A 25,134-nucleotide genomic window follows, 5' to 3' on the forward strand; every position below is an offset into this window, starting at 1 on the left:
TGTTGATGTTTCTTGTTTGATCTATAAAAAAATTATGAACTAGAATGAAACATTCATGACTTTTAATTGTGCATTATGGGCTAATAATGAATAAGTTATATAAATATAATATTTGGCAAAAACTTACTTTTATTTATATAGTCCCAGAAGTTTTAAGTGCCTAATTAAAATGTAAATTTTAAATATTTCTATATGAATTATTCTTGATCATAAAATATGGCATGAAATTCGCTTTATATTAGATAGTTACAGCTTTCTAATTTCATTATGATGTTTTCCATTCGATCAAATAAAAGATTGAATAGAAAGGTTAATAATTTACAAAGAAGAAAGTAGTCCATTGAGAAAGAACTTTTCTTATTCGGATTTAGATGTTACTCAAAAGGATAATATCTTTAAAAAATTAATTAAGTAGGTAGGAACTTGAAATTAAAAATTTTTAAGCTCGCCATTTTAAGTCTGGCTATTACATCAGTTTCTTGTGCTTTCGCCCAAACGCCTGCGCAACCAAACAAAATATTACACGTTGCCTATGAAGCCCCCGATGATGGTTTTGACATGGTTAAAACCACCAATTTTTATAGTGCTAGTATTGCGGAAACCATATTTGAGCCTTTACTCAAATATGATTATTTAGCTCGTCCCGTACAGTTAGTTCCATATACGGCTGAAAGCATGCCTAAGGTGGAACAAGACGGTAAAGTTTATACATTTAAAATTAGGCCTGGTATTTATTTTACCAATGACCCTGCTTTTAAAGGTAAACGACGTGAGCTGGTAGCTGAAGACTACGTCTATGCAGTTAAACGCATTTTAGATCCTGAAAATAGGGCACCTTCAGTTTCTTTTATTGAGGGTAAATTGTTAGGTGCCGATGCAGTTGTAGCTCAAGCAAAGAAAACGGGAAAGTTTAATTATGCTACCCCAATTGCTGGGGTCAAAGCACTTGATCGATATACTCTACAATTTACTTTGACTCGCCAAGATTTTAATTTTCCTTATATTCTTGCCTATATTACCTTTGGCGGAGTTGCTAAAGAGGTTGTTGACTATTACGGTGATCGTATCGGCATGCATCCAGTTGGTACTGGCCCTTATATGTTAAGTAAGTATGTACCAAGAAGTAAGGTCGAATTAGTTGCCAATCCTGATTATCGAGGTTTTATCTGGAATTTCAAATCAACAGGAACACCTTGGGATAACCAGCTTATTAAAGAAATGAGCGGTAAGAAAATGCCCCAAATTGGTAAGGTTGTAGTCAGTATTATTGAAGAACAACAGTCACGATGGTTAGCTTTTCAGTCTGGTCAATTAGATTTTGACAGACTTACAGCAGATGCTGTTCCTCAAGCTTTAGATGGAAATCAACTTAAAACTTCTTTTCAGAAACGGGGAATTAAGCACTTCCCATATAAGGAACCTGAAATCACGTATACGATGATGAACATGCGTGATCCGGTGATTGGCAGTTTTAGTCCAGAAAAGATAGCTCTTCGTAGAGCAATTACTTTGTCGTATAACCAAAAAGAAAGTATAAAACAGGCTTATAAAGGGCAAGCTGTTCGGGCTGAAATGTTTATACCAGAAGGTGTGAATGGCTATAACCCCAAGTACAGAAGTAGCGTAGGATATAACCCGCTGCTAGCAAATAAATTACTTGATTATTATGGTTATAAAAAAGATGCTGATGGTTATAGAACCCAGCCAAACGGGAAACCTTTGATTTTAAAAATCAATACAGAAAATAGCTCGGCCTCAGTTATTCACTCTGAACTCTGGAAAAAGAATCTGGATGCAATTGGCATTCGAGCTGACTTTAAGGTAAGTAATTTTGCAGATAACTTAAAAGCCGCAACTCAATGTAAATATATGATTTGGAGTGGGGCATGGATTGCTGACTATCCTGAAGGAGATAATTTTGCACAATTACTGTATGGACCAAATGCTGGGCAGGGGAACCATGCTTGTTATCAGTCCAAAACGTATGATGCCCTTTATACTCAGGCCACTCATTTACCACCCCAACAACGTCTACCATATTACGAAAAGCTTAATCGCCAGATTGAAGCTGATAATCCTTGGATTATTCATGTAACGCGAATTCGTAATTGGTTGATACGGCCACAAGTTCAGGGTTTTAAACCCCACCCAATGATGAATACGAACTGGCAATATCTTGATATTACCCCTGTTAAAAAATAATTTTAGATAAAGATAAATATGACTGAAAATTTGATAAAACAGCTCAAGCATTGTGGTGTCGGTTTTTTACTTGCTAGCATGGCATTAACTGGTTCTACAGCTCTATGTGCTAAAAGCCCAGCCGATCCCAATAAAGTTCTACGTTACGTATTCCCGACAGCAGAAACAGGTTTCGACCCAGCTTATATCCATGATCTATATTCGGCACATGTAACCACTTCAATATTTGAAACTTTATATACCTATGACTACTTAGCAAGGCCAGCAAAACTCGTTCCGAAGATAGCCACAGCGATGCCAGAAGTCAGTGCCGATGGTCTGACCTATACCATTCACATAAAAAAGGGTATTTATTTTACACAGGACCCTGTTTTCAAAGGTAAACCACGAGAATTAACAGCCAATGATTATGCTTATTCTTTTAAGCGTTTATTGGACCCGAATTTACGTTCTCCAAATAGCTGGTTGCTAGAGAACAAAATTGAAGGTATGGATGCATTAATAAACGCAGCCAATAAAACTGGAAAATTTAACTATGACCAAAAAGTAATTGGTTTACAAACACCAGATAGATACACCTTGGTGATTCGTTTAGTTAAGCCAGATTATAACTTTCCTTTGTTACTGGCACATGACCCTACAGGTGCAGTGGCACGTGAAGTCATCGAAAAATATAAAGATAAAGCAGGTTATGTAATGGGCCATCCTGTAGGGACTGGACCTTATGTACTCAGTAAATGGGTACCAGCATCACGTATTGTTTTAAAAGCGAATCCTGATTTCCGTGGTTTTACTTGGAACTTTAGTGCAAGTAGCTCTGAGGATGAGGCAATTGTAAAACGCCTTAAAGGTAAAAAAATGCCTCAAATAGGCACAATTGATATTCAGGTTATGGAAGAAAATCAATCACGATGGCTGGCATTTCAGCGTGGTGAAATTGATATATTTCAGCTTGAAGGTCAACTGGTCGCAAAAGCAATTAAAGACGGTAAATTAAGACCTGAACTTGCTAAAGAAGGTGTGCGGCTATCTCGTATTGTTGATCCTGAAATTAGCTATATCTATTGGAATCTTAAGAATCCGGTGGTAGGCGGAATGAGTAAAGAAAAGATTGCTTTACGCCGCGCAATAGCAATGTCTCGTTCAATAGATCAAGAAATTAAATTAGTAAGAAATGATGATGCTCAGCGTTTAGATTTTCCAGTTCCACCAGGGGTAGTGGGTAACGATCCACAGTATAGAACCAGTACGCCATATTCCGTGAAAGCAGCAAATTTACTATTAGATCGATATCACTATAAAAAAGATGCTTCAGGTTGGCGTACACAACCAGATGGTAAGCCTCTCGTCATTGAATATATGGCGCGCAGTGACAGTATTGGTCAGCAAAGCGCTGAGCTTTGGAAAAAGAACTTTGATAGTTTAAATATTCACATGGTCTTTAAACCCATGCTTTTTGCAGACCTCATTCGAGCGCAAAAACAATGTGAAGGTATGTTTGGTTCTTCTGCATGGATAGCAGATTATCCAGATGGGGATAATTTTATGCAGAATTTTTATGGACCCAATACGCATATGACGAACTGGTCTTGTGGTTCGACACCAGCGTTTGATCAGTTATATCGTCAGACACAACAAATGCAAGCAGGTCCTGAGAGAGATGCGCTTTATCGAAAAATGACACGTTTATTAGAAGTGTATATGCCTGTTCAGGTCTCTTATGCACGCTACCGCAATATGCTGGCTCAACCACAAATCATTGGATATAAAAAGCATCCAATTTTACATGCTGAGTGGATGTATTTTGATATCGATACACATACTAAATCTAATCATTAAATGAAAAAAATTGGAGATATGATGAAAAATAATGCACTGAAAATGATAACTTTGTGTATGTTGACCATAGGTATAAGTCAGTTTGCAACGGCAGAGACAATACGCCCTACTTTGCCATTACTTAAAGCACAACAACTCCCAGCATGGTGTGATGCTAATTTAAAAAAGATTCAACAACAGATTACTATTTTTGAAAAAACGCCTGTTAAAGATAATGCAGCAGCGGCACCTATATTGGCAAAATGGGATAAAATTTTTGCGCATTTTGAAGATTTCTCAGGTCCGATAAGCCTATATAGTAACGTAGACCCAGATGCAAAATTACGTAAGGCATCTGAAGACTGTGAAATCAAAATTAATCAGTTTCACACTGATATATTTCAGAACCCGAAGCTATATAACTTAATTAAAAATACACAAGCAACAGACCCAATTGACCAAAAATACCGCCAAGATATTCTAGATCAGTTTGAAGACACAGGTGTTCAACTTGAACCAGTAAAGCGTGCACGAATGAAGGCTATTCTGGATGAGTTGACCAAACTCGAACAAGAATATGCGCGTAATGTCCGCGATAATCCGGAGAAACTTGAGTTTACTCCTGAAGAGATGAAAGGCTTACCTCAAAGTTATATTTCAGCATTAAAGAAAAATGCTAAAGGCAATTATTTATTAGGTTTTGAATATCCAGAATATCGTCCTTTTATGGAGTTGGCAGATAATGATGATGCCCGAAAAAGATATCAAATTGCCTTTACTCGACGTGGTACTGAGCAAAATTTAAAACTACTTAAACAAGCAATTGATTTGCGTTATGAGCTTGCTCAGTTATTTGGAAAAGCAAGTTATGCAGATTGGGTTTTAAAAGATCGTATGGCTAAAACGCCTGAGGCTGTAAATCAATTTTTAGCAGAAGTCCAAAAAACAGTAGCACCACTTGAACGTAAAGAAGTCGAAGAACTCCGTGAATTTAAAGCACAAACCTTAAAAACCCCATTAGAAAAAACCGAGATCACACGTTGGAGTGAAGCTTACTGGAGCGAAAAACTTCGTAAGAATAAATATCAGATTGATCAGGAAAAACTTCGTGATTATTTCCCAACTTTAGCTTCTCAAAAATGGTTATTTGCCATTTCATCTGACCTTTATGGCATTGATTTTAAACCTGTCAAAGTTAAAGCATGGCAGGATGAAGTTGAATATTACGATGTAGTTGACAAAAAAACAGGAAAGCTTCTTGGCGGCTTATATATGGATAAATTTCCTCGTGAAGGGAAATATGGCCATGCTGCCGTTTGGGGAGTATATGGTGGCAGTACTTTAACCAATCGATTACCAGTTTCAGCATTAGTCACCAATTTTAACCGTAAAGGTTTAAATAGTGACGAGCTAGAAACTTTTGTTCATGAATTTGGTCATGCTTTACATGGCATTTTATCTAATACACGTTATGCCAGTCAGTCAGGAACATCCGTAGAGCGTGATTTTGTAGAAGCGCCGTCTCAAATGTATGAAGAGTGGGCACGCCGTAAAGAGACTTTATCTAAAGTGGCTGATTACTGTGATCCAGCATGTCCACGTGTTGATGACGAACTAATTGCCCGTTTAAAAGCTGTACATAACTATGGTCGTGGCTTGCGTTATGCGCGTCAGACTCTTTATGCACAGTACGATATGTCATTGCATACTGCCGATGCATTAAAAGTAAAACCTTTAGAAAATTGGCAAAAAATGGAAGCTGCTACAGCCTTAGGTTATGTACCAACAACAGAATTTCCTGGGCAGTTTGGGCATTTGATGGGCGGTTATCAAGCAGGTTATTACGGCTATATGTGGTCTGAGGTTTTAGCTTTAGACATGCTTTCTGCCTATGGGGACAACCTTAATAACTCGCAAGTTGGACAGCGTTACCGCCAAACTATTTTGTCGCAAGGTAGCCAAAAGCCGGCAGCTGAATTAGTTAAAGATTTCCTTGGCCGTGAACCTGATAACAAAGCGTTCTTTAATGAAATTACCGGACAACGGGTTAAATAAGGAATTATCACTATGCTGGCATATGTTATTCGGCGTTTATGGCAGATGATTCCAACTATGTTGGGGGTAGTCTTACTTATTTTTATTCTTTTTAACTGGGTAGGTGGTGATCCTGCTTATATTTTAGCGGGTAAGATGTCTAATCCTGAGCAAATTGAAAACATTCGTAAGCAGCTAGGTGTCGATCAGCCTTATTACGTTCAGCTCTGGATTTTCATTAAGCAGATTCTCACTTTTGACTATGGTGCAAGTTGGAGTACTGGCGAACCTGTTTCTCAAATTATTTTAACTCGATTAGGACCCTCGCTAACGCTTTTAATTCCACTGACTATTTTACAGACGGTTATTTCAATTATTTTGGCATTGGCAGTTGCAGCTGTACGTGGTTCTCTAACCGACCGTATGGTTATGATGTTATGTACCATCGGCATGTCGATCAGCATCTTAGTTTACATTATCGTTTTTCAATATGTTTTGGCGTATCAGCTAAGTTGGTTTCCTGTACAAGGCTGGAGCGATAGCTTTACTGATAATTTATTTAAGTTTGCCTTACTACCGATTCTAATCATGCTGGTGGTAAGTATTGCACCGACTTTACGTTTATATCGTAGCTTTGTGCTTGATGAAATTAATCAGGACTATGTTCGAACAGCACGTGCTAAAGGTGTAGGTGAAAGCCGAATTTTAGGTGTACATGTACTGCGGAACGCTTCAATTCCTATTATTACCGATGTGATGTCAACTTTACCTGCATTGCTCATAGGCGCATTTTTAATTGAACGTTTTTTTGGTATTCCCGGGATTGGTCGAGAGGTGATTATTGCAGTTGAGCGGAGTGATTTTCCTGTTATTAAAGCAATTACAGTTTACATTGCAGCTGCAACTATGATTTTTAACCTGATTGCCGATTTGGTCTACAAAGTGGTTGATCCACGTGTACAGTTGAAGTAGGTGGACTATGCTGAGCGTTTTATCAAAAAGAAAACAACAAACAAAAGCCGAAGCTCATTCATCTGGCCTGTGGAAACTTGCCATGCGTCGTCTTCGGGCCGACAAGATCGCAATGTCATCGCTAGTGATTGTATTGCTTTATTTTATTATCTTGGTTCTATCAATGACGGGTGTGATTGCATCCGACTGGAATAAAGAGGTTGCAGTAAGTTATGCACCACCTACATTTATAGGCGCAGATAAGACAACCGGTGCAGGGCAAAATGCAGCAGCGAGTGAAGAAGAGTTACCGATAAATCCAGTTGATCCTTTAAAAGATGTAATTCACCAACTCAAGGCTGAAATTAAACAAGAAAAGAGTGCTGGACGTGCAATTGATTATTATGGTGTAGTTGACCCTTTAGCTGATGATATGAAAGCAATTGATCGGCAGCTGGGAGGACATTTACTTGATCAGCAAAGTGAACTTAAAAGCACACTTATATTTGGAGCTGACAAATGGGGACAAGACGTCCTTAAAAAGACTATTAAAGGTGCTGAAACATCAATTATTGTTGGGGTGATATCCGCTTTACTTGCGGTAGGCATCGGTACACTTTTAGGCGCAATTTCTGGATATTTTGGTGGTTGGGTTGATGACATTCTCAACTGGTTTTATAACATTTTTACTTCAATCCCATATTTATTATTAGTGCTTGCTATTGCTGCCGTACTTCAACAAAAAGGCATTTTATCCATTGTTCTGATTTTAGGTTTAACGGGCTGGACGGGTGTTTATCGTTTAATTCGTGCCGAATATATGAAGCATACCGCACGTGAGTATGTTCTTGCTGCTAAAGCAATTGGCGTTGGACACTTCCGTCGTATGTTCATTCATATTTTCCCTAATGTCAGCCATATCGCTTTGGTCCAAATGTCAATTTTGGTGGTGTCTTTCATTAAATCTGAGGTCATCTTGAGTTTCTTGGGCTTTGGTGTACCAGTAGGCGTAGTGTCTTGGGGGAGCATGTTAAATGAAGCACAAAGTGAACTTCTTTTAGGTAAGTGGTGGCAGCTTGTCGCAGCCTCTGTCGCGATGGCTGTTTTGGTAACGGCATTTTCAATGTTTACTGATGCACTTCGTGATGCATTAGATCCAAAACTAAAATAAGAGGAAGATCCAAATGATCGAACAAGAAAATAAGAATGCGCCGTTATTGCACGTTAAAAATCTACGAGTAAGTTTTAAAGGTGAAGATAAACAATATATTGAAACCGTAAAAGGAATTAGCTTTGACATTCCAGAAAACACCACGGTTGCTTTAGTAGGTGAGTCGGGTAGCGGAAAATCGGTTACTTCTTTGGCAACTATGGGATTACTGCCTGTAGGTCAGAGTAAAATTGATGAGCAAAGTAAAATTATATTTGAAGGCAAAGATTTACTGAGCTTATCTCGTACAGAGATGCGTAAAATTTGTGGCAAAGATATTGCGATGATTTTTCAGGAGCCGATGTCATCATTAAATCCTGTTTTTACGGTTGGCAATCAAATTGCAGAAGTGTTGTGTTTGCATATGGGATTGAGCCGTAAACAGGCCCGACAACGCGTTTTAGAGTTGCTTAAAGAAGTCGGTATTCCTTCACCTGAAACTAAAATTGATGCCTATCCAAACCAACTTTCGGGTGGTCAACAACAACGTGTCATGATTGCTATGGCGATTGCGTGTGAGCCTAAACTGCTCATTGCCGATGAGCCGACTACGGCACTTGATGTCACGATCCAAAAACAGATTATTGACTTACTTGAGTCATTGCGTAAGCGCCGTCAAATGTCGATGCTTTTTATTACTCACGATTTAGCGTTGGTTGGTGAAATTGCAGATAAAGTCATTGTGATGCGTCATGGCGAGATTAGAGAGCAAGGCATTGCTGAAGAGGTTCTTGAGCAGCCTAAAGATGTATATACGAGAGCTTTGCTCTATTGCCGCCCGCAAATGTCACAACGACCTTATCGTTTACCAGTGACCAGCGATTTTATGCGTCAAGAAGACAATATATTGGTCGAACAAAGTTTTGATGCTTCAGAAATTCCCGAGCGCAAACGTGGCTTAAATGGTGATGAGCAAATCATTTTAGAAGTAAAAGACCTGAAAAAAAGCTTTTATAGCCGTAAAGGTCTATTTGGCAAAGAAGAGTTTCAGGCCGTTAAAGGAGTTTCTTTTAAACTCGCTAAAGGAAAAACCTTAGGTTTAGTCGGTGAGTCAGGTTCAGGTAAAACGACTGTTGGGCTATTACTCATGCGCTTACATCAGGCATCTGGTGGGCAGGCTTTCATCGAAGGTAAAGATATTCTTTCATTAACTGAAAAAGAGTTTGCAAAATATCAGCGAAAGATTCAGATCATTTTTCAAAACCCCTATGCCTCTCTTAATCCACGTTTTACCATTGGACAGATATTATTAGAGCCTATGCAAATTCATGGTATTGGTAAAGATGATGCTGAGCGCAAACAAATTGCGCTTGGTTTACTTGATAGAGTGAATTTACCTGAACAAGCTTATTATCGATACCCGCATGAGTTTTCAGGTGGACAACGCCAACGTATTGCGATTGCACGCTGTTTAACGCTAAAGCCTGAAATTTTGATTTGTGATGAATCTGTTTCAGCGCTTGATGTTTCAGTCCAAGCGCAGGTACTTAACTTATTACAAGATTTACAAGATGAGTTTGGGCTGAGTTATATCTTTATTTCACATGACTTATCGGTTGTGAAGTATATCTCTGATCAGGTGATGGTCATGAATCATGGTGAAGTTGTGGAAATTGCCAATTCAGATGAGCTCTATGCACATCCTCAACATGATTACACTAAACGTCTATTGCAGGCGATTCCTCAAGGGATTCAACACATTTCATAAGCGTAAAGTTATGTCGTTAAGGGCACTTTCGAGTGCCTTTTTATTTGGTTTATTGCCTAAATGCTTATAAAATAACAGAAGTAAATATAGAGTATTTTATTCTTGCTATGTGTGCCAACTTTAAACCTTTAACTCTTGCTCAATTACAGCAACTTCAGTTGCCTGTGGTTGGCTTTAGCTATGCCGAAGAGGTTTATCCTGCGGGAACAATGCCACTATTATTCAAATCACCACAAGGTCTTGAATGGCGTGAAGTCATGTTCGGCTTGGTTCCAAAGTGGGCTGAAGATACCAACATAGCGAAACATACTTACAATGCCCGTCATGAAACGATTTTCCAAAAACCGAGTTTTCAAGAAGCTGCTCTTAAATGTAAGTTTGGGGTAATTCCAGTGACCGAGTTTTATGAAAGTAAATATATAAATGATAAGCCGGAACGATGGGGTGTGCGCCGTAAAGATGGGCAAGCTTTTTTCATTGCAGCGATTTATGAAATTTGCAAAATTAATGAGACGGTTATTCGTTCTGCAAGCATGTTAACTATGGATGCCATCGACCATCCCATGATGAAAGACTTTCACGAACCAGGCGATGTCAAAAGATCAGTGATTGTGATTCCACATGATCGACTAGAAGAGTGGTTAAGTTTAGAATCACCTGATATTTCCAGCTTTATCGAAGGCTTTCCGGTTGAAGAATTTGAATGCTCTCATGTGCCAAAAGAAAAAGTTATAAAACCGACACCACAGTTAAGCATGTTTGACTAATCTATCTAAAATAAGATGAGGTTATTGATATCAACTCTGAATCAATAACCTATACTGTTTATTCAATATTCTTACTTAATGTTTGTACTTCAGAATCCTGAGCTAGATAACTCAATTCAATGGGTGAAATAACAAAAGTTGTATTATCTGAGGTCTGTTTAAATACAAAACCATATTCAAAAGACTGGCTACTTTTGTTTGGTAACCAGAATAGATAAGGACATCCTGTATAACTACCATCCCAACCCATTTCTCTTGCTAAAGCTAAAGCTGTATCTGATTTTGCAATAATTTCTTTAAGAGATTCTTTATCTCTTGTTGAAACATCACCATCATCATCTGCAAATGTTTGTAGGAACTCATTTAAGGGCGTAAGTTCTTCCCAGTTACGTTCTATTGTTGAGAAATGATATCCATATAGCATCATGTGCGCTTTCTTCCATCTTGTTATTGTGTGATTGAACATAACAAGAAATACATGAAAAGGAAATGGATGAAACTGATTTAAGTTGTTTATTTTTCATAACTTATAGATTGTTTTTTGTACATAATAATGGTTTTTTTAACATCATCATTTTTCATACTAACTATATAGTGTGCACACAAAGCATCGTTCATCTAATCATTAAGATAAATTACTTTTTTAGTAAATCAAACTGTTGGCGAATATTGAATTGTTCATAATTCACCTATAATAGAAATGAAACTATGTAGAGCATATTTATGTTTATAACAACTACGCGCCCACAAGATACTTTGATTAATCAGCTTCTTCCAGTCTTGGAACAAGCGAGCCAGATTCTATTACAAGAATATCAAAATTATTCTGCGGGTTATGAGTTTACTATTCATGAAAAACAAGATGATTCACCTGTAACTCAAGCAGATTTAAAAGTGAATCTTTTCTTATTAAAGCACTTGGCAGAGATTACCCCAGACTTGCCTGTTTTGTCTGAAGAAAGCGATTATAGTGCTCGCCATGACTGGTCTACGTGTTGGATGTTAGATCCGCTTGATGGAACTAAAGAGTTTATTCATGAGCGTGATGAATTCACGATTAACCTAAGCTTGATTAAGGGTAAAGAGACAATCTTTTCAGTTATTGCTGTGCCATGTGAACAAGTCGTGTATTTAGGATATCTGCAAGATTTACCTTTTAAATATAGTTTTAGTCAAAAGCAGTGGTATCAATATCAGATAACTTCGCCTTCGCCAGATACACCTATACAAATAGGACTTAGTCACGGCAGTAAAAATCCGAAATATCAAAAATTTATTCAACCTATCGAAAAAGAACATAACATTATTCGAAGAGAAGCTGGGAGTGCCTATAAATTTTGCATGATGCTGGAAGGTGAAATAGATATTTACCCGCGATTCCATCCAACTTCTGAATGGGACACAAGTTCTGGTCAAGGGTTGTTGGAAAGTATAGGTGGTGGTTTACTTACACTTGATGGAAAACCTTTTGAATATAACCAGAGACACACGGTTTTAAATAAGGGCTTTATCGCATTTCGTGATCAGGAAAGCAAAAAAATAGCATTTGAAGCATTAGCCCAATCAGGTGTTATAGATTGAGAGTTATGCCAGACATGTTATAGTGGCAAAGTATTGAAAAAAGATGACAAGATAACAATGGCACTCGATTTATTGCCTAAAAGTATGTTTGAAGCAATTGATTTATTGCCCGATGCTTCAACTCCCGTGACCTTATTTACGCGCCATTCTCTAAGAGAACTTGTGGATGGGCAGGGTTTAGCAGGATATGACCTCCAACTTACTCCTCAAGGGCGTGAGCTTGCGCAGGCATGGGGTAATTATTTAATTAAAAATACAGATCGTGTTATCCAGCATTGTATTTCAAGTCCAATACAACGTTGTGTCGATACGGCTGCGCTCATGATTGAAGGGGCTGATGATGTAAGTCCCGAATCTAATACGCATACCATTGAAATTATTGAGCAGGGACTACTGGTTGAACCCGGTAGCTTTGTACTAGATATACAGCAAGCTGCTCCTTATTTTAAAAAACAAGGCGCTTTGGGTTTTATTAATAGTTTTGTTAATAATGCATTACCTGGCATGAAACACCCCATTACTGGTGTTTTAGACGTGCTAGAGCTTATTTACCGTACTCATCCCAAAACTCAAGGTGGACTTAGTTTAGCTGTCAGTCATGACACTATTATTGCTGCGATTGTTGCTGTAATTTCTGGTGAAAATAAAATTAAAAAAGAAGATTGGCCTGAAATGATGGAAGGTTTATTTGTATGGTTTGAAGGCGAAGAGTTTCCAAATTGCAAATTAAAATGGATTTGGAGAGGTAAGGCCTATGAGCTGAATGTAGCCAAATTTAACACAGGGCTATAAGCTCAAAAACGATAGGTAATAAAAAAAGCCCAATAGGGCTTTTTTTACATGCTTCAATTAGTTAGCTAACGCTTTAACTTGAGCATTTAAACGGCTCTTATGACGAGCAGCTTTATTTTTGTGGATGATGCCTTTATCAGCCATACGGTCGATTACAGGAACAGCTTTTTTGTAAGCTTCTGTAGCAACAGCATGATCACCACCAGCAATTGCACTTAAAGTACGTTTGATGTATGTACGAACCATAGAACGCAAGCTTGCGTTGTGTTTACGTGCAGTAACGTTTTGACGCGCACGTTTTTTAGCTTGAGCAGAGTTTGCCACTCTTGCACTCCTTGAAAATAAGTTGGTCTGGGCGGGCTGTGGTCAATCCAGTAAACTGGTGCAACCATCACCAGCCCGTAAACAAGTGCCATATTGTGATGAATAGACACCGTGAAGTCAAGCCTTGAGAGCATTTTAAGCGGTTTTAGGGGCTGCTAAAACCGTAAGAAAAGGTTAAATTTGATACAAACTTAAATAGGGTTGGATAAAAAATGACTATAAGTACGAAAAAAGCAATTGTGATAGGTGCTACAGGACTTGTGGGTTTAGCTCTTGTCGAACAGCTTGAGCAAACACCAGAATTTGAAGAGATTACTGTTGTGGTAAGAAAAGAATCACAACTACTTAATACATATAAAAAAGTTAATCAGCTGGTTATAGAAGATTTCTTAATGTTGAATGATGAAGATGTGAACGGTCATACCCATGCATTTAGCTGTTTGGGAACAACATTAAAAAATGCAGGCTCAAAACAAGCCTTTTACGCTGTGGATTATGAAATCAATGCTCATTTGGCAGATTTGGTACAAGATAAACATATTCATTTATTGTTAGTGAGTGCACTTGGTGCAAATGCCAATTCACCGATTTTTTATAATAAAGTGAAAGGACAACTAGAAGATTATATTGAAAGCCTACAACTCGAGAAATTATCTATCTTTAGACCATCTTTACTTATTGGTAAACGTAGTGACGTACGGTTTATTGAAGATTTAGGGCAAAGTTTATTTAAATTTATTGAGAATAAATTACAAAAACCATTCAAATATAAACCTGTAACTGCGGAGCAATTGGCTCATACGATGGTCGTAGCGGCGCTAACGCAAATTGAAGCCTTTAAACCATATGATAATCTGAGCATACAGAAAACTCGATAAGGGAGAATAAAAGTGTCGACAGTACCATTTGTAACATGTGATTTATTAGATGATAACCCTGAAAAAGACTTACAGGTTGTAATCCCATCAATGGATAGCAAGTTCTTTCAAAGTTATGGAGCACGTAAAACTTTTGGGGGGCAGGTTGTAACAGTAAAGTGCTTTGAAGATAACTCACGTGTAAAAGAGTTATTGGCAACAGATGGTACAGGTAAAGTATTAGTTGTGGATGGTGGTGCATCTATGCGCTGTGCACTCATGGGGGACTTAATTGCTGAGTCAGCAGTTAAAAATAACTGGAATGGTGTAGTGATTTACGGTTGTGTACGAGATGTAGATGCGCTTGCAACTTTGGATTTAGGCGTACATGCATTGGCTGCAATTCCGCAAAAAAGTAATCGTAAAGGCATTGGTGAAGTAGATATTAATTTGTATTTTGGTGGTGTCACAATTCAATCAGGTGATTTTATCTATGCTGATAATAATGGAATTGTGATTGCAAAAGAAAAATTAGTCTAATTCTCTAATATTAAGGAACGCATGATGGTGATTCATCAAATTAAAGTACTTCAAGCGGTTGTATCTGCAATTGCTGAAGGCGGTAGGGGCGTAACAGGCACTGCTTTTCCTCAGCAACCTGTAAAAGCTTTGAAACTATATGAATTTGAAGGTTCACCATTTTGCCGCCGCGTTCGTGAAGTGATTACACTTTTGAATCTGGATGTCGAAATTTATCCATGTCCTAAAGGTGGAACAAAGTATCGTTCAGTTGTAAAAGAAAAAGGCGGGAAATTACAATTTCCTTTTTTAATTGATGAAAATACTGGTGATGAGCTATATGAATCACAAGATATTATTCATCATTTATTTAAACACTACGGTAAGACTGGAAAGACACCTCAGAAATTTTCGAGTTACCCGAACATGCCGTATGTGGCATTTGCAGGGACCATATTAAATGGTGCTCGTGGAGTTTGGATAAATAAAAAAATTGTTGATAGAGCAGCGCCTGAGCAAAAACTTGAGTTATGGAGCTTTGAGGCAAGTCCTTATTCAAGAGTCGTAAGAGGTTTACTCTGTGAACTTGAGCTTCCATATATTTTGCATAATGTGGCAAAAGAAAGATGGCAAGATATGGGACCTGCCATACTTCGTTTAAAGCCAGGTAAATATATACCTTTAAAAGATGGCAAAAGAGAAAAAATATTGCCTATTATGCAAGGTAAAATGCAGGTGCCGTATTTGGTAGATCCGAATACAGGAGTAAAGATGTTTGAGTCTGCTCAAATCGTAAAATATTTAAAGAAGCAGTATGGGCGTTAATTAATATCTATTTTAGTAAGAGTTTAAGGCGCTTTACTTAAACTCATTATAACCTCAGATTTCATTACAAGATGTATGAAAAGAAAATGAGTATGCTAAATTAATAAGGTTAAATACCTAAAAGGCATATTTTATGGAATGTATGAGAATTCAGCCTGTAACGAGCGCTCCTGGTGAAAATGCATTATTTATTGTATTGGGACTGGCTCAAGGTGATTCTGTAATAGAAAAAGTAAAAGATTTTGCTGCTAATTTTTCAGCACTAACCAGAAGTCTGTCTAATCGTTACCCAGAAAGTAAATTTAATGCGACGTTGGGTTTTAGTTCAAATGCATGGGATATTTTATTCCCAGAGCAAGCGAAGCCTCAAGAATTACAACCATTTCAAGAAATTAGAGGCCCAAAATATACGGCTGTCTCCACTCCGGGTGATTTATTTTTTCATATTCGTGCTGATCGTCAGGCTTTATGTTACGAGCTGGGCAATATAATTAATCAACAGCTTGGTAAAGTAACGTATCCAATTGATGAAGTTCATGGTTTTCGTTATTTTGACGGACGTGCAATTATTGGTTTTGTTGATGGGACTGAGAATCCAGAACCCGTTATTGCAGCGCAGTGGGCATTAGTGGGTAATGAAGATCCTGATTTTATCGGGGGAAGTTATGCTTTTATTCAAAAATATACACATGACATGGAGAAATGGCGTTCATTAACCGATGAAGAGCAAGAAAAAGTAATTGGGCGCAAAAAGTTTAATGATGTTGAACTCGGTGATGATGAAAAGCCTTTAACTGCTCATAATGTTGTAAGTAAAGCTCATGATGCAGAAGGCAATGAGCTTAAAATTATGCGAGCTAATATGCCTTTTTCAAATCCTTCTAGAAATGAATATGGCACATTCTTTATTGGTTACTCGCGTAAATTTAGTACAACCCGACAAATGCTTGAAAACATGTTTTTAGGTAATGAGGATGGTAATCTTGATCGGTTGCTTGACTTTAGTACTGCTCAGACTGGTACCTTGTTTTTTGTACCAACTGTCGATTTTCTCGATGATTTAGGCGATGAATATGCGTTAAATTAGAAGGATTAAGTCATGGAAGTAGTTAGATTGCTTCCATGACATAAATTTAAAATTAATATGATGTGATGAAATGTTTAAGAAGATAACTCAGCTTTTTCAAGGCTCAAAAGAAACGCCAGAACAACTTTACTTGCAAGAGAATCAATTAAAATTTGATTCTGAACGAGGACCTATCATTAACGATGTTGTAATTAATGAGAAATGGTCAGAACATCTTGAGTATTTCTCAAATCGTAAATTACAAAATTTTGATAATCTTCAGAAGTTATTCCTCATCACTCCACAAATTAATGAAAAAATTGATCTGGAAATAGCAACACAACGTTATGTAGAAAGATTAGGAAATACACAAGAAAAGCTACTTGAGCTTAAAGCGATTATACAAATATTAAATCAATATTACGTTTTGTTTTTGCGTGATAAATAATCATAGTTGATTGATTAAAAAATATAAAAAGTAGACCTAACTAGTAGTTTGATTTTCAAAAAAATAACTCAATTCACTAAAAACATCATGCTACTATTAGGCCTATATCTTCTTAGCTGATAAAAGCCATATACATGTTTCAACAAGAAATCTCTCAATTGAATTTACAACAGCTCAAAGCCGGTGAAAAGCGTTGGGTGGGGTCGTTATTAGGTTCATCTGCTGCATTATTATTTAAGGAAATTGCTGTTCAGCATTCGTCTTTACTTGTTGTGGTTGCCAGAAATAACCAGCATGTAGCTCAATTAGAAAGTGAACTTGAATTTTATGGCATAAAACCAACAATTTTCCCTGATTGGGAAATCTTACCGTATGATCGTTTGTCACCTCATCAAGATATTGTTTCAGAACGCCTCGCAATTTTATCTAATATGCCTCAGAAGGGTGTGTTGCTCCTTTCAGCAAGCACTTTAGCCCAAAGAGTTGCACCATATTCATGGGTTTTAGGTGAGCATTTTGATATTCATGTAGGTCAAAAATTTGATTTAGAGCAACAGAAATTACGTTTGGTACAAGCTGGTTATCATTTGGTAGATACTGTTTATGACCACGGTGAGTTTGCTGTCCGTGGCAGTATTATGGATATTTTTGCGTCAGGACAAGAAGCACCTATCCGTATTGATCTGTTTGATGATGAAATTGATACGTTAAAATTCTTTGATCCAGAAACTCAAAGAACGACTACAGCTTTAAAAAGTTTTACAGTTTTACCTGCAAAAGAATTCCCATTAAAAGAAGCTCGCTCAATTTTTAGAGATCGATATTCTGAACTTTTTCCTACTGCTAATCCTAAGAAAAACCCGATTTATCAAGATGTCTTAGAAGGAATTGCTTCACCAGGAATTGAGTTTTATTTACCATTATTTTTTGATAAAGCACAAATGCAATCGCAAAGTACACTTACAACGTACTTCCCAAAGAATTGCATTGTAATTACAACCAATGATATAGACACTGATTTAACTAATTTTTGGAAAGAAGTTTTCCGTCGTTACGAAGATAGACGTCATAACGTAGATCAGCCAATTCTTCCTCCTGAAGAATTATTTATTGCTCCAAACCATTTACTCAGTGCTTTAAACCAATTTCCGCGTATGCTTGTAAGTGCCGAATTGGTTGAAGAAAAAGCTGGCGCATTAAATCTTAAGGCTGAGCAGCCGCCAAAGTTAGCAGTCGATCCGAAAAAGGAAAAACCGTTTACCGTCGTCAAAAAATATATTGATGAAGCAAATCATCCCGTTTTATTGGTTGCAGAAAGTGCAGGCCGACGTGAAAGCTTAAGAGATGGTTTACGTGCTAGTCTGGGAGATATCCCTAGTGTAGACAGTTTTGAACAATTTCAAACGAGTCAGTTTGCGATTGCTATTACAAATGCACCGCTCGACCGTGGCTTACTTTTAACAGACCAATTAACGGTTATTTCAGAAAATCAGTTATATGAACATCGGGTAGTTCAGCGTCGTCGTAAACGTCAGCAAGAAGTTTCAGAAGAGTTCTTAATTCGCAGTTTGACTGAACTCAGTATTGATGCTCCAGTTGTTCATATTGATCATGGCGTGGGACGTTATGCAGGATTAGTTACTTTAGCAATTGAAGGGCAAGATTATGAATTCTTGCAACTCAATTATGCTGAAGGGGCAAAAGTTTATGTTCCTGTGACTAATTTACATCTGATCAGTCGCTATAGTGGTGGAGATCCAGATTTAGCGCCACTTCATAAAATTGGTAGTGATGCATGGAGTAAAGCTAAACGCAAAGCTTTAGAGCAAATTCATGATGTTGCAGCCGAACTATTACATATACAAGCACGTCGTCAGTCAAAACCTGGTTTTGGTTTCGAACTCGATCAATCGCTTTATATGCAATTTGCCAGTGGATTTGCCTATGAGGAAACACTCGATCAGGCGAATGCTATTGAAGCGACGCTTCACGATATGCAGCAAGCCAGACCTATGGATCGACTTGTTTGTGGTGATGTAGGTTTCGGTAAAACAGAAGTGGCAATGCGAGCCGCGTTTGTTGCTGTGCAAAATGGCAAGCAAGTTGCTGTTTTAGTGCCTACGACTTTACTTGCACAACAACATTATGAGTCTTTTAAGGATCGTTTTGCTGATTGGCCTGTGCGTATAGAAGTGCTATCACGCTTTGGCTCAAGTAAAACCCATACAAAAAATATTGAAGATTTAATTGCTGGTAAAGTTGATATTGTGGTGGGAACACATAAACTTTTACAAGAAAATGTGCAATTTAAAGATTTGGGCCTAATGGTAGTCGATGAAGAACATCGATTTGGTGTACGTGATAAAGAGCGTATCAAAGCGTTACGAGCAGATGTAGATATGCTGACGCTTACAGCAACGCCTATTCCACGAACTTTAAATATGGCTTTTTCGGGAATGCGTGATCTATCTATCATTGCTACACCGCCAGCCCGTCGTTTAGCTGTTAAAACCTTTGTGCAAGAGCATACAGAAGCCTCTGTGAAAGAGGCGATTTTGCGTGAGTTACTACGTGGTGGACAAGTATATTTCTTACACAATGAAGTCGATACGATTGAACGGGCTGCTGAAAACATCCGTGTTCTTGTGCCTGAAGCTCGTGTGGCAGTTGCACATGGGCAAATGAGAGAAAGAGAGCTCGAACAAGTGATGCAGCAGTTCTATCACAAAGAGTTTAACGTATTGGTATGTTCAACCATTATTGAAACCGGAATTGATGTTCCAAATGCCAATACAATTTTGATAGAAAGGGCGGATAAACTTGGTTTGGCTCAATTACATCAATTACGTGGTCGTGTAGGGCGCTCCCATCATCAAGCCTATGCTTATTTGTTAGTTCCTTCTATAAAACACTTAAAAGGCGATGCAGAAAAACGTTTGGATGCAATCCAGCGAGCTTCTACACTCGGTGCTGGCTTTATGTTAGCTACAGAGGATTTAGAAATTCGCGGTGCTGGTGAGCTTTTAGGTGAACAACAAAGCGGTTCAATGCAGGCAATTGGATATAGCTTGTATATGGAAATGCTTGAAAAAGCCACTAAGGCAATTCAGCAAGGTAAAACACCGAATTTTGATGCACCTTTATCGCTGACTGCGGAAATTAATTTACATATTCCGGCATTGATTCCAGATGAATATTTAGGAGATGTGCATCAGCGTTTATTGTTCTATAAACGTATTAGTAATACAGACACACAAGAAAAACTCGATAATATCCGTATGGAACTTATTGATCGTTTTGGGGTTCCTCCGCAATCGGTTAAACATTTGTTTACTGTCCATCAGATTCGCTTGAAAGCCGAGCAACTGGGTATCACAAAAATCGATATTAATACTCAAGGTGGTAATATTGAATTTTCACCTGATACACCTGTTCAAGCGATTAGCATTATTCAGCTGATGCAGAAGCATCCGACCTATTATCGTATGGAAGGCGGACAGCGTTTAAAAGTTATGGTTCAGTTAGAAGAACAGGAAAAACGCATTCAATTTATTAATGATTTATTAGCTAAATTATTAAATGAATTACATGCTTAAATAGTGTTTCAAAGTGATTTTAATCTCATACAAATTTTTTAAAAGCTGATATCAGAATTTTATGCACGATTTCTCGGATCACAGGAGGAATAAGTGCATAAAATCATTGTTATTTGTAATCAAACCAGCCACTAGCAATACTCACATCAAAACTGATGTGATAGTATTAGCCATTATTGTTTATTGTCATTTATAAAAGATATGTTTAGTTTGCATCCACAACTTGCTCAAGATACTTTTTTTGTCGGCGATTTTCCGCTTTCAACATGTCGTTTAATGAATGATATGCAATTCCCGTGGTTGATTTTAATCCCTCGTGTACCGGGAATCACAGAATTATATGAATTGAGCCAAGCTGATCAAGAACAGTTTTTACGTGAATCAAGTTGGTTATCTAGCCAGCTAGCTCGAGTATTCCGTGCTGATAAAATGAATGTTGCAGCTTTAGGTAACATGGTACCTCAGTTGCATTTCCATCATGTTGTACGTTATCAAAATGATGTTGCATGGCCTAAGCCAGTTTGGGGAACACCTGCAGTTCCATATACAAATGATGTACTGGCTCATATGCGTCAAACCCTTATGCTTGCTTTACGTGGTCAAGGTGATATGCCTTTTGATTGGCGCATGGATTAAATCAATGCAATGCCACATTTATACGAATGTGGCTACATTGAGGTATGGAGGACAGGGTGCAATTAGAGAGGTTTATCGATAGAGAGCCTAAGCAGTTTGCATATTTTCATCGTTTGATGGGATATTCAATTCTGTCCTTAATTTTAGTGATCTATGCTTTTACCTCACCTAATACAAATTATCAGATCTACGTTCCTCCTTTTTTTCTCTTTTTACTTTTTATTAGTTCGAAGTTAGAACATTGGCTTCAATACCAATTCGATAAGAAAACTCAAAAAAGTGTCTTTTTTGCAATTGATGCAATTGTTGTAGCAGTTACCTTAGCGGGTCTGCATCTTAATTTAGTCCCTACATTTATTGCAGTATTTGCATTATTTTATTCTGCAATTAATAGTCGTATTTCTTTCGCAGTTATTTGTTTGACGAGCCTGCTAGGCGCGATTATTTTTTATTTAAGTACTTTTTTCCTATTTGGTTTTTATACATATTTTGAACCTACTAGCCAAGAGTTAACTGTAATTACACTCTTGGGTTTAGTGATGTTTATTACCATTGGAAATTACTACCAACATCGTTGGGTTAAAAAAATCAGTCAGCAGCGTCAACATTACTATGATCAAATGACCCGTTATATTGCTTTTGCTAATCAGTTAAGCCGTTATGCGCCACTACAGTTGTGGCAATCTATTATGCGCGGTGAGGCAGAAGCAAAAATTGAATATAAACGAAAAAAAATGACTGTATTTTTTTCGGATATTCAAGGTTTTACAGAGTTATCAGAAACTTTAATCCCTGATGATTTGGCATTTTTGCTTAATGACTATCTAAGCCATATGACGGAAATTGCCAAGCAGTATGAAGCTACCGTCGACAAATTTATGGGGGATGCCATCCTCATATTTTTTGGTGATCCGAATTCTCAGGGTGTCGAGCAAGATGCAAAAGCCTGCGTAGAAATGGCAATCGCTATGCGTCAGCAAATGAAATTACTGCGTGAGCGTTGGAAAAAAATGGGCTATTCAGCCTTGCATATTCGCATGGGAATTAGTACTGGTTACTGCCACGTAGGGAATTATGGGGCAACACATCGTATGGCTTATACCATTGTAGGTCGTGATGTGAATTTAGCAGCTCGTTTACAATATGCTGCTGAAATAGATGAAATTTTAATTTCAGATGATACTTATCAATTAATCAAAAGTGATTTTCTTTGTGCTCCAAAAACACCAATTTACTTAAAAGGTATTCAAGGTGCTGTGAAGACATGGCAAGTAATGGAGAAATATACAGGGAATAAGTCAGATCATCAGCAATGGTTCGACTATGAATATAAAGGCTTCCATTTAGTCCTTAATTTAGAAGAAGTACAAAACTATGAGTACCCTGAATTAGTAGAAGTACTCGAGAAAATGATTCAACGACTTAAAGTTCAACAAACTTTAATTAATACTCAAGGTATTGCACGTTTGAGACTTGAAGATGAAGTTAAGCCTATTGAAATTGATCAACAAGATCAGGTTTAAAGCTTAAAACATGAAGTAAAAAAAAGCTGCTTTTAAAAGCAGCTTTTTTATTTTTAATGACTTTCGGAAGCGTGATTGATTGTATATTTAGGAATCTCAATTTCTAAATCTTCATCAACAATCTTCACTTGGCAAGAGAGACGAGAATCTGGTTCAAGACCCCAAGCGCGATCTAAAAGATCTGCTTCAACATCATCCATTTCTTCTAGGCTGTCAAAACCCTTGCGAACGACTACGTGACAAGTTGTACATGCACACGACATGTCACAAGCGTGTTCAATTTTAATTCCTCGATCAAGCAAACTTTGACAAAGATTTGCATTTTGTTCAACTTCAAATTCTGCACCTTCAGGACAGAACTGAGCATGAGGAAGTACTTTAATACGGGGCATATTGATCACCTATACCTTTAGTTTGAATTTGACCAATCTTCAAGTTTTGTACCTTTTAAGGCGTGGTCAATATGTCGATTCATACGTAGTGCGGCAAAAGCATCACTATGTACTTTAAGTTGTTCTACAGCTTTTTCAATTGCTTGAATATCATTGCCTTCAAGCTGAACTTTTAGCAAATTTTCAGCAGTTTTAAGTGCTTCAAGCTGCTCATCATTAAGCAAATCAGCATCAACTTTGAGAGCTTGTTCTAATGCTTCAAGTTCACGTTGGGCTTCAACTTTGGTTTCTTTTAAATGGCGTAGATTTTTATCTTCTTCCGCGTGTTGGAAACCTTCAATTAATAAGCGCTCAGTATCAGATTCTGATAAGCCATAAGATGGTTTAATATCAATTTGAGCCTGTACACCCGAAGTTGTTTCACGAGCTGAAACAGTGAGTAGACCATCTGCATCCACCTGGAAGGTAACTTCAATACGTGCTTGACCAGCAGTCATTGGTGGAATGCCGTGAAGGACAAATTTTCCTAATGAACGACAATGTTCTACCAAATCTCGTTCACCTTGAACCACATGAATAAGCATGGCAGTTTGGCCATCTTGATAAGTTGTGAATTCTTGACGACGAGCAACTGGAATAGCAGTATTACGTGAAATAAGGCGCTCTACTAATCCCCCCATGGTTTCTAAACCAAGTGAAAGAGGAGTTACATCTAAAAGTAATGAACCGTCTTGACTGTTTCCAATTAATTGGTTGGCAGTAATCGAAGCACCAATTGCAACCACTTCATCAGGGTTGATCGTGCAAAGTGGTTCTTGATTAAATACATTCCGAACTGCTTGCTGAACAGCATACGAACGGGTAGAGCCACCCACTAAAACAACATTTTGAATATCTGATAATTCAAGTTTTGCATCACGCAAAACACGCTTACAAACACTGATTGTTTTATCTAAAGCAACTTGAATAATACTTTCAAAAGTTGGACGATCAAGTGTTAATACATTTTCAAGTAGTTTTAACTGAACTGATTCTTGAGTAGATAATTGTTCTTTAGCTTGACGGGCAGCAACCATAAATACTGCATATGCTTCATCGCTCAAAGTATCAATATCTAACTGCTTTTTAGCCCATTTAACAATGAGACGGTCTAAATCGTCACCACCTAGAGCAGTGTGGCCACCAGTAGCTAATACTTCAAAGACACCTTGTGAGAAACGCAAGATTGATACGTCAAAAGTACCACCACCTAAATCATAAATTACGTAGTTATGATCTGTAGCTAAATTAGTTTCTTGGTCTAAACCATAAGCCACAGCAGCAGCAGTCGGCTCATTTAATAAACGTAATACATTCAAACCAGCAAGTTGTGCTGCATCACGAGTTGCTTGTCGCTGAGCTTCATCAAAATAGGCAGGAACAGTAATAACTGCACCATTTACTGGATTTTGTAGGCTAGTTTCAGCACGATCTTTTAATTGTTTTAAAATTTCTGCAGAAATTTCAACAGGGGTTTTACGACCAGCACGTGTTTCAAAAGCTGGCATCTCATTTTCAGAACCCATTAATTCATATGGATGCTGAAATTTGATATCTGCTTTTGAACGACCCATAAAGCGTTTTACAGAAACAATTGTATTTTTCGGGTCGGCAATAAGGAAAGGTTTTGCTTCTTCACCGTAGTGAGTTGCATCATTTCCATAGTGCACAATAGAAGGAAGGAGTCTTCTTTCTTTTTCATCATTGAGTACTTTAGGCTTGCCTGATAACACTGTCGCAACTAAGGAGTGTGTTGTTCCTAGGTCGATACCAATCGCAATGCGGTGTTGGTGTGGGGCATTGGATTGACCCGGTTCAGCAATTTGCAAAAGTGCCATGAGTTAAA

The 25,134-nt window shown here is 37.7% G+C and carries 21 protein-coding genes; 17 read left to right on the top strand and 4 right to left on the bottom strand.

Annotation, left to right across the window (positions count from 1 at the left end; genetic code table 11):
• Positions 1 to 423: 423 nt before the first annotated feature.
• The 7 genes from ODQ17_RS00700 (at position 424) to ODQ17_RS00730 (ending at position 10,690) form a co-directional block, all read left to right on the top strand.
• On the top strand, positions 424 to 2,202 hold the full coding sequence (locus ODQ17_RS00700) for an ABC transporter substrate-binding protein (protein WP_322901054.1): 1,779 nt from the start codon (positions 424 to 426) through the stop codon (positions 2,200 to 2,202).
• An 18-nt stretch (positions 2,203 to 2,220) separates the two neighbouring features.
• The gene (locus ODQ17_RS00705; RefSeq protein ID WP_322901056.1) at positions 2,221 to 4,041 is read left to right on the top strand and encodes an ABC transporter substrate-binding protein; all 1,821 of its coding nucleotides are present in this window, start codon (positions 2,221 to 2,223) and stop codon (positions 4,039 to 4,041) included.
• Entirely contained in the window at positions 4,042 to 6,075 is a 2,034-nt protein-coding gene (locus ODQ17_RS00710) for a M3 family metallopeptidase (protein WP_322901058.1), read from the top strand. It begins immediately after the preceding gene.
• A 12-nt stretch (positions 6,076 to 6,087) separates the two neighbouring features.
• Positions 6,088 to 7,026, top strand: a complete 939-nt coding sequence (locus tag ODQ17_RS00715) for an ABC transporter permease (RefSeq protein WP_005304778.1) — start codon at positions 6,088 to 6,090, stop codon at positions 7,024 to 7,026.
• Positions 7,027 to 7,033: 7 nt separating this feature from the next.
• The gene (locus ODQ17_RS00720; RefSeq protein ID WP_322901060.1) at positions 7,034 to 8,176 is read left to right on the top strand and encodes an ABC transporter permease; all 1,143 of its coding nucleotides are present in this window, start codon (positions 7,034 to 7,036) and stop codon (positions 8,174 to 8,176) included.
• A 13-nt stretch (positions 8,177 to 8,189) separates the two neighbouring features.
• Entirely contained in the window at positions 8,190 to 9,923 is a 1,734-nt protein-coding gene (locus tag ODQ17_RS00725) for an ABC transporter ATP-binding protein (RefSeq protein ID WP_322901063.1), read from the top strand.
• A gap of 107 nt (positions 9,924 to 10,030) precedes the next feature.
• Complete coding sequence (locus ODQ17_RS00730; protein WP_174729914.1) at positions 10,031 to 10,690, top strand: SOS response-associated peptidase family protein; 660 nt, start codon at positions 10,031 to 10,033, stop codon at positions 10,688 to 10,690.
• A gap of 58 nt (positions 10,691 to 10,748) precedes the next feature.
• Here ODQ17_RS00730 and ODQ17_RS00735 read toward each other — a convergent pair whose 3' ends face one another.
• The gene (locus tag ODQ17_RS00735; protein ID WP_004792677.1) at positions 10,749 to 11,117 is read right to left on the bottom strand and encodes a hypothetical protein; all 369 of its coding nucleotides are present in this window, start codon (positions 11,115 to 11,117) and stop codon (positions 10,749 to 10,751) included.
• A gap of 296 nt (positions 11,118 to 11,413) precedes the next feature.
• Between ODQ17_RS00735 and ODQ17_RS00740 the strand changes: the two genes are divergently transcribed.
• Both ODQ17_RS00740 and ODQ17_RS00745 read left to right on the top strand, forming a co-directional pair.
• The gene (locus ODQ17_RS00740; RefSeq protein WP_322901065.1) at positions 11,414 to 12,271 is read left to right on the top strand and encodes a 3'(2'),5'-bisphosphate nucleotidase CysQ family protein; all 858 of its coding nucleotides are present in this window, start codon (positions 11,414 to 11,416) and stop codon (positions 12,269 to 12,271) included.
• A 57-nt stretch (positions 12,272 to 12,328) separates the two neighbouring features.
• Entirely contained in the window at positions 12,329 to 13,063 is a 735-nt protein-coding gene (locus tag ODQ17_RS00745) for a histidine phosphatase family protein (protein ID WP_004792672.1), read from the top strand.
• Between the two features lie 57 nt (positions 13,064 to 13,120).
• Here ODQ17_RS00745 and rpsT read toward each other — a convergent pair whose 3' ends face one another.
• Complete coding sequence (gene rpsT / locus ODQ17_RS00750) at positions 13,121 to 13,387, bottom strand: 30S ribosomal protein S20 (RefSeq protein ID WP_004792670.1); 267 nt, start codon at positions 13,385 to 13,387, stop codon at positions 13,121 to 13,123.
• A gap of 212 nt (positions 13,388 to 13,599) precedes the next feature.
• Between rpsT and ODQ17_RS00755 the strand changes: the two genes are divergently transcribed.
• The 8 genes from ODQ17_RS00755 (at position 13,600) to ODQ17_RS00790 (ending at position 22,857) form a co-directional block, all read left to right on the top strand.
• Positions 13,600 to 14,265 carry an NAD(P)H-binding protein gene (locus ODQ17_RS00755; protein ID WP_322901068.1) on the top strand — a complete coding sequence of 222 codons (666 nt, stop codon included), beginning with the start codon at positions 13,600 to 13,602 and terminating at the stop codon, positions 14,263 to 14,265.
• 12 nt (positions 14,266 to 14,277) lie between these two features.
• On the top strand, positions 14,278 to 14,784 hold the full coding sequence (gene rraA, locus ODQ17_RS00760; RefSeq protein ID WP_322901070.1) for a ribonuclease E activity regulator RraA: 507 nt from the start codon (positions 14,278 to 14,280) through the stop codon (positions 14,782 to 14,784).
• 21 nt (positions 14,785 to 14,805) lie between these two features.
• Complete coding sequence (locus ODQ17_RS00765) at positions 14,806 to 15,588, top strand: glutathione S-transferase N-terminal domain-containing protein (RefSeq protein WP_322901074.1); 783 nt, start codon at positions 14,806 to 14,808, stop codon at positions 15,586 to 15,588.
• A gap of 142 nt (positions 15,589 to 15,730) precedes the next feature.
• A complete protein-coding gene (locus tag ODQ17_RS00770; protein WP_322901076.1) occupies positions 15,731 to 16,675 on the top strand; it encodes a Dyp-type peroxidase in 945 nt (314 codons plus the stop codon).
• 70 nt (positions 16,676 to 16,745) lie between these two features.
• Positions 16,746 to 17,102 (top strand): hypothetical protein, encoded by a 357-nt coding sequence (locus ODQ17_RS00775; protein WP_322901077.1) that lies wholly within the window; start codon positions 16,746 to 16,748, stop codon positions 17,100 to 17,102.
• A gap of 134 nt (positions 17,103 to 17,236) precedes the next feature.
• Entirely contained in the window at positions 17,237 to 20,698 is a 3,462-nt protein-coding gene (gene mfd / locus ODQ17_RS00780) for a transcription-repair coupling factor (RefSeq protein ID WP_322901079.1), read from the top strand.
• A gap of 201 nt (positions 20,699 to 20,899) precedes the next feature.
• Complete coding sequence (locus ODQ17_RS00785; protein WP_004792657.1) at positions 20,900 to 21,334, top strand: HIT domain-containing protein; 435 nt, start codon at positions 20,900 to 20,902, stop codon at positions 21,332 to 21,334.
• Between the two features lie 56 nt (positions 21,335 to 21,390).
• Positions 21,391 to 22,857 carry an adenylate/guanylate cyclase domain-containing protein gene (locus ODQ17_RS00790; protein WP_023274248.1) on the top strand — a complete coding sequence of 489 codons (1,467 nt, stop codon included), beginning with the start codon at positions 21,391 to 21,393 and terminating at the stop codon, positions 22,855 to 22,857.
• A 53-nt stretch (positions 22,858 to 22,910) separates the two neighbouring features.
• Here the strand turns inward: ODQ17_RS00790 and fdx are convergent, their stop codons facing one another.
• The gene (gene fdx / locus ODQ17_RS00795) at positions 22,911 to 23,249 is read right to left on the bottom strand and encodes an ISC system 2Fe-2S type ferredoxin (protein ID WP_004792653.1); all 339 of its coding nucleotides are present in this window, start codon (positions 23,247 to 23,249) and stop codon (positions 22,911 to 22,913) included.
• Positions 23,250 to 23,266: 17 nt separating this feature from the next.
• Entirely contained in the window at positions 23,267 to 25,126 is a 1,860-nt protein-coding gene (gene hscA, locus ODQ17_RS00800; protein WP_322901083.1) for a Fe-S protein assembly chaperone HscA, read from the bottom strand.
• Positions 25,127 to 25,134: the final 8 nt, after the last annotated feature.

Origin of the sequence: Acinetobacter sp. IRS14 (assembly GCF_034650275.1) — a bacterium.
GTDB lineage: Bacteria > Pseudomonadota > Gammaproteobacteria > Pseudomonadales > Moraxellaceae > Acinetobacter > Acinetobacter oleivorans.

What these genes read in the sequence shown, in the direction of transcription:
- ODQ17_RS00725 (WP_322901063.1), top strand. Translation starts at nt 8,190, where the DNA reads ATGATCGAACAAGAAAATAAGAATGCGCCGTTATTGCACGTTAAAAAT.
- ODQ17_RS00775 (WP_322901077.1), top strand. Translation starts at nt 16,746, where the DNA reads ATGTTTAAGAAGATAACTCAGCTTTTTCAAGGCTCAAAAGAAACGCCA.
- ODQ17_RS00710 (WP_322901058.1), top strand. Translation starts at nt 4,042, where the DNA reads ATGAAAAAAATTGGAGATATGATGAAAAATAATGCACTGAAAATGATA.
- mfd (WP_322901079.1), top strand. Translation starts at nt 17,237, where the DNA reads ATGTTTCAACAAGAAATCTCTCAATTGAATTTACAACAGCTCAAAGCC.
- ODQ17_RS00765 (WP_322901074.1), top strand. Translation starts at nt 14,806, where the DNA reads ATGATGGTGATTCATCAAATTAAAGTACTTCAAGCGGTTGTATCTGCA.
- ODQ17_RS00785 (WP_004792657.1), top strand. Translation starts at nt 20,900, where the DNA reads ATGTTTAGTTTGCATCCACAACTTGCTCAAGATACTTTTTTTGTCGGC.
- ODQ17_RS00740 (WP_322901065.1), top strand. Translation starts at nt 11,414, where the DNA reads ATGTTTATAACAACTACGCGCCCACAAGATACTTTGATTAATCAGCTT.
- fdx (WP_004792653.1), bottom strand. Translation starts at nt 23,249, where the DNA reads ATGCCCCGTATTAAAGTACTTCCTCATGCTCAGTTCTGTCCTGAAGGT.
- ODQ17_RS00705 (WP_322901056.1), top strand. Translation starts at nt 2,221, where the DNA reads ATGACTGAAAATTTGATAAAACAGCTCAAGCATTGTGGTGTCGGTTTT.
- ODQ17_RS00745 (WP_004792672.1), top strand. Translation starts at nt 12,329, where the DNA reads ATGGCACTCGATTTATTGCCTAAAAGTATGTTTGAAGCAATTGATTTA.
- ODQ17_RS00755 (WP_322901068.1), top strand. Translation starts at nt 13,600, where the DNA reads ATGACTATAAGTACGAAAAAAGCAATTGTGATAGGTGCTACAGGACTT.
- ODQ17_RS00770 (WP_322901076.1), top strand. Translation starts at nt 15,731, where the DNA reads ATGAGAATTCAGCCTGTAACGAGCGCTCCTGGTGAAAATGCATTATTT.
- hscA (WP_322901083.1), bottom strand. Translation starts at nt 25,126, where the DNA reads ATGGCACTTTTGCAAATTGCTGAACCGGGTCAATCCAATGCCCCACAC.
- ODQ17_RS00735 (WP_004792677.1), bottom strand. Translation starts at nt 11,117, where the DNA reads ATGATGCTATATGGATATCATTTCTCAACAATAGAACGTAACTGGGAA.
- ODQ17_RS00715 (WP_005304778.1), top strand. Translation starts at nt 6,088, where the DNA reads ATGCTGGCATATGTTATTCGGCGTTTATGGCAGATGATTCCAACTATG.
- ODQ17_RS00720 (WP_322901060.1), top strand. Translation starts at nt 7,034, where the DNA reads ATGCTGAGCGTTTTATCAAAAAGAAAACAACAAACAAAAGCCGAAGCT.
- ODQ17_RS00730 (WP_174729914.1), top strand. Translation starts at nt 10,031, where the DNA reads ATGTGTGCCAACTTTAAACCTTTAACTCTTGCTCAATTACAGCAACTT.